The sequence below is a fragment of the Mycobacterium sp. genome (genome assembly GCF_035633495.1).
In the GTDB taxonomy this organism is placed as follows: Bacteria; Actinomycetota; Actinomycetes; order Mycobacteriales; family Mycobacteriaceae; genus Mycobacterium.
This window is the reverse complement of sequence record NZ_DASQEU010000021.1, coordinates 1-4,937: the sequence shown is the minus strand read 5'-3', so window position 1 is coordinate 4,937 and position 4,937 is coordinate 1. Positions and strand designations below refer to the sequence as shown.

4 protein-coding genes are annotated in these 4,937 nt (G+C 66.4%); 1 reads left to right on the top strand and 3 read right to left on the bottom strand.

The genetic code is table 11. The features are described 5' to 3' along the window. Window positions 1-375 precede the first annotated feature (375 nt). On the bottom strand, window positions 376-1,422 hold the full coding sequence (locus VET27_RS04635) for an IS110 family RNA-guided transposase (protein ID WP_526515610.1): 1,047 nt from the start codon (window positions 1,420-1,422) through the stop codon (window positions 376-378). Window positions 1,423-1,557: 135 nt separating this feature from the next. Continuing rightward, entirely contained in the window at window positions 1,558-2,691 is a 1,134-nt protein-coding gene (locus VET27_RS04630) for a DNA glycosylase AlkZ-like family protein (RefSeq protein WP_526515608.1), read from the bottom strand. A 341-nt stretch (window positions 2,692-3,032) separates the two neighbouring features. Between VET27_RS04630 and VET27_RS04625 the strand changes: the two genes are divergently transcribed. Continuing rightward, on the top strand, window positions 3,033-3,767 hold the full coding sequence (locus VET27_RS04625; protein ID WP_526515606.1) for a DinB family protein: 735 nt from the start codon (window positions 3,033-3,035) through the stop codon (window positions 3,765-3,767). Window positions 3,768-3,970: 203 nt separating this feature from the next. Here the strand turns inward: VET27_RS04625 and VET27_RS04620 are convergent, their stop codons facing one another. Further along, window positions 3,971-4,441 carry a phosphotransferase gene (locus tag VET27_RS04620; protein ID WP_526515604.1) on the bottom strand — a complete coding sequence of 157 codons (471 nt, stop codon included), beginning with the start codon at window positions 4,439-4,441 and terminating at the stop codon, window positions 3,971-3,973. Window positions 4,442-4,937: the final 496 nt, after the last annotated feature.

The following is a 4,937-nucleotide window of genomic DNA, read 5'->3' as shown; positions in this document are numbered from 1 at the left end:
CGTTACCTGTGTGGGGTTGTCCGTCAAGGCCTTCTTTGCGGGAGGCTCCGGGCCGATGGTGTTGGTCAAGGTGGAGCGCCCGCAGCGCAGCGAGGACGAACGACCTTGACCATCCCGAGGGCTGGTGCAGACTTTGTATGGGCCGGTCGGCGGCGGCGTGGGGGCTCCCTGCGTTACCTGGGTGCTCGACGAACAGTGTGTCGTCGGCGACAACAATCGGGATCGGGTGTCCCCCGTGAGCGGAGAGCGCGGTCGCGTCAGTGTTATATGGCCGTCCAGCCCGGAAGCTGGCGGGCACGCGAGTGGCGGGAGCAGACCGCGGTGGCAACCCGTGATGTTCGAATGGGAACCCGTGACCGTCGTGACCAGCGAGGATCAGGCCGGCATCGCGTAGACGGTGTCGGGATCGAGGTTGCGCAAGATGTGATAGCAGCGTCGGGCGAACTGGCGGGCAACCGAGAGCGCCGCGATCTTGCCGTTGTGACGTTGTTTCACGTTCGTGTAGTAGTCGTGGTCGGGGCTGCCGGGCCGAGACGCGTTGTGCGCGGCTTCGAACAGCGCCCACCGCAACGTCGAGGGTCCTTGCCGTGACAGATGCCCATGAGCTCGCCGAAGATCCGATGCGTCGACGGTGACGTCGAGCCCACTGTGACGCACTGCTTGTTCGGAACGGCTGAAGCGTCGACAGTCGCCCAACTCGGACCAGATCGCCACCGACAGCAACCCGCCAATGCCGTAGTGAGCCTCGACCAAGGCTCGACATGCTGGCTGCTGTTTGCCGAATCGGGTCATGTCCGTCTTCAGTGGTTCGGCTTCGGCGTCGGCGGCGTCGATCATCGCGTACCCGGCCCGGATCCGTTGGTGTGCCGCCGGACTCAACCCGGCGTGGTTGGCCAGCTCGGTCCGAGTTGTCGCCGACCGGATCTGGCCTTCGGGAATCGACACCCCGTGCTGGAACAACTCGGCATGGATCCGCTGGGTCCACACCGAACGCTGATCGACCAGCGACTTGTAGAGCCGCACCCGTTCGCGCCACTCCAACACCGCTGTCGGCGGGATCCACGACTCGGGCAGATCGCCACGCTGCAACAACTCGCGCAACAACGCCGCGTCGGAACGATCCGTCTTCGCTCGCCGTTTCGGCCCTCGCGCTGCTTGGGTGTCGGCCGGCTCGGCCAGGTGTGCCTCGAAGCCCGCGGCGGTGATCTCTTCGACCACGTAACGCCAGCCGGTGCAGCCCTCCACCGCCAACGCCACCGGCTGACCGTTCGCCCGGCCGGCGACGTCGCGTTCCAACCATCGCCTGAACCGTTCCCGATCGGGCTGCCACACCCGACCCTTCCACACTTCGCCGGACTCGACGTCCAAGCCATCGAAAGTGATCTGCTGTCGATGCAGATCCAACCCGAATACCATGCTCATCAGGGACCTCCTTGCTCGAGCAACTCAATGTGACAAACCAGATGTTGCCCGGGCTCGAGGAGGTCCCCACACATCGATTGTTATGTGCGCCGTCGCCGGAACCTCGGGTGCACGGCGCCGCGGACTTGTCCGTGTTCAGGACCCGATCGTGATCGTCGGACCGTCGGGCAGGCGATCCCACCACCGCCCGAATCGGGAGAACACGGCGGGTTCCCGGTCGGCCAAGAGTCGTCGCAGGTCACGCGCCTCCGCGTCCAGACTCTCGAGGGTCGCATCGTCCAGCGGTTCAAGCGCTCGGACCTCGATCGCGTCGCTCGAAGCCCGCCAGACACCCCGAACGAGACCCTCGACCAGCACGGTCGGAAGGACATCGCCGTTTCGCCGGATGACGTGCGCACGGTGCTCGTCGGGGATCACGCTAGAACGGTCCGCATACGCCAGCAGCACGCTGTCCCACATCCCCAGCAGCCGCGGCGGGAGCGATGCCATCTCGGCTTCGGGTCGGGGACCTCCACCGTTCACATCGGCGAGCTGCGCTCCATCCGGCCCGGCGACGGTGACGACGTCAGCCATCGACTCGACGACCTCCCGGAGGACCGACCGCTTGAGGATCGTGAACTGCGACATGTCGGCGACCGTCGCCGGCCCGAACGCCGAGAGGTATCGACGCACGAGCTCTGCGGTTGCGGCCAGTTCGTCCTTCGCGGCAACCGTGCAGGGCAGGAAGGCCGGGCGTCGGCCGAACGACCAGGGATCGGTCGTCGGAGCGTGTCGGAAGGCGCCGACAGCGCGCAGCGCCGACCAGAGTCGGGCCGGGTCACCGGCCTCGGGAACGAGTTCGGAGAGCACCCGTTCCATGTCGGCGTGGCCGTGCGGTTCGGCCATCACCGTCGACAGCCGCTCGAGGATTTCGTCGACCCGCTGCGCAGTGATCCCGATGTCGTCGAGGACGTCGTGGTACCCGGCGTCGTGCACGCGGCTCTGCATGGCGGCCCTCGCCCACGGAAGGTCGCCGGCGTCGACGGCGTGCAGCGTGAACCGGAACAGTGACGCCTTCACGATGGCACCGTCGGCCAACGCCCGGTCGAGATCGTTCGCGTCGAAGCCCTCGATGCGATTCCACAGCGCCAGATACGGCGCCGCTGGTTCCTGGGCCTGTAGCGCCAGCACCGATTGCACGGCGTCGGCCACCCCGACCGGTCGGCGCGCCGACAGTCCCTGGCGAACCATCGTCTCGTAGGTCAACGCTTCTCGGGTCCACGCTGTCACGGCCACAACCTAAGCGCACCATGCCCCGACGTCGCGACCGTCGGTGCGACCACTGTCTTGCTCGAACACATCCCATGCGCCGGCCCGACCCCATCAAACTTTGAACGCCAGGCCAAGCACATCCGATTCGAATGCGCGATTGCCGAGCACACGGCGTGGGCCGATGCACGCGTGAAACTGTGTCGTCACGGTTGGGACCGATTTGCACTACCTCTTGTCCCCTGGTGCGCCGCTCGGGTTACGCAGCGGGCGTCATGAGCGGGGCGCCTCGCAACGAAGAGGCCGGACAGCGGACGGGCTCACGGCTATGATCTGTCGCCCGTAACGGCCAGAATGCAGGGGTGACCATCTACTCCGGTAGCGAGGGGTTCGAGGGCGCGACGTTCGTCAGCACGAGCTTCAAGGGCGCCAACCTGCGATCGTGCGACGTCAGCGGGGTGACGATGCGCAGTGTCGACGTGGGCGGGCTCGACATCGACAGCCATGACCTGTTCTTCGGCGGCCTCATCGTCAACGGCGTCGACGTGGTGCCGTTCGTGGACGCCGAACTCAACCGGCAGTTCCCCGGCCGCGAGCTGCAGAAGGCGCAGACACCCGAGGGCCTGCGCGACGGTTGGGTGGCGGTGCAGACCGCATGGGAGACGACAGTGACGAACACGCCCGCCGAACTGGTCGACGCCCACGTCGACGACGAGTGGTCGCTCGCCCAGACTCTGCGTCACCTCGTGCTGGCGACCGATGCCTGGCTTCGCGGCGGGATCATGAGGATGGAGCAGCCGTTCCACGAGATCGGCCAGATCTTCGGCGGTGCCGCCGACATGGGCTTCGACATGTCGATCTTCCGGGCCGACGCGCCGACGTTCGACGACATCCTCGGGGTGCGAGCCGAACGCCAGCAGCTGGTCACGGATTTCCTGGCCACGGTCACGCCGGAGTTGCTCGCCGCGGAGCGCGACAACCCGTGGGGCGGAGGCGATGACTGGCATCCCACCGTCGGTGACTGTGTGCGTGTAATCCTCGAGGAGGAATGGGCGCACCTGCGCTACACCCGGCGCGACCTCGCCCTCCTCGGGTGAACAGAATTCACAGGCCCGCCGAGCGCTCCAGTACGGCACTTCCTGACCGGGCCGATCGTGGCGGACCGCACGCCCATCTGAAGCGATACCGCAACGCCGAGGTCAGCGTCCCGCTCGGGATTATCTCGCGCCACGAGGGGGCCGGACTCGGTCACCCGGTGTCAACGTGACGTTGAGATTCTGCGTGTCGATATGTGGCGCTGTCAGTTGATTGTTCGATTGATTTCGGATCGGTGATCGAGCATCCAGCACGCGGCGCGGGCGCGCCACGTCACAGCCCACAGAATCGGGAACCCATCGGGCGCTGGACTTGGCGTGTCGCTGGTGATCGCGTAGGTGTGTGCTTCGTCTCGGGCGCTGCGGAGTGCGAACTCGATCATCTTGTCGACGAAGCCGACTCGATGATCTGAAGGCAGCTTGTAGCCATCGAGGATCGCAGCGCACTGCCCGAGTCGCGCCGGATTATCGGGCAGTGCGTTGAGATCCGCGACGTCGTCATGAAGTTGCGCGTTCAGCCAGGCAACCTGCGCGAGTTCCCACACCGCATCGACTGGGCCCGCGTTGTCCCAATCGATGAATGCCACGGGCATCGAATCACGGGCGAGGATGTTCCACGGGCCAAGATCGCCGTGGCCGATCACCGGCTGCTCCCGCGAAGCGATCGTGCGAACCACGGTCGCCACGCCGGTGCTGACCCGACGTCGAAGTCGGATGTGGCGTTGTGGAGCTCACGGACAAGACGGCCGACACGCCAAGCGGCCTCATCGCTCCACGCCTGGGGCTGCGGACTGGTGCCATCGATGTAGACCAACTGCTCGTTCCCGTCGGGGGTGAAGCCGTCACCGACCGGAACCGGAGCAGCTTCGAAGCCTCGAACGCTCAGGTGGCGGAGCAGACGAATGACGGTTTCGCTCTGCGGTCCGCGCGCCCTGACCACCACATCGCCGAGCCGTCTGACGTCCGTCTGCGAACCGCCCTCGAGCCGCTCACCTTCCAAGTCCCCGCTCATGGCCAGAGTCTCGCACCGTCTCCAAATCGATGCCGACGACCACCGCCGCTTCCGCGAATACCGGGCACCCGGCTTGGGCCTTCGATATCGCACGCGTGCTGCCCGTCGGCGGGTGCGATTCCGAGCGACCGTTATCGGGCGGGGCGAGCGCCACGGCGGCC

Coding starts and splice junctions, on each gene's coding strand:
- VET27_RS04635 (WP_526515610.1), bottom strand. CDS start 1,422: ATGAGCATGGTATTCGGGTTGGATCTGCATCGACAGCAGATCACTTTC.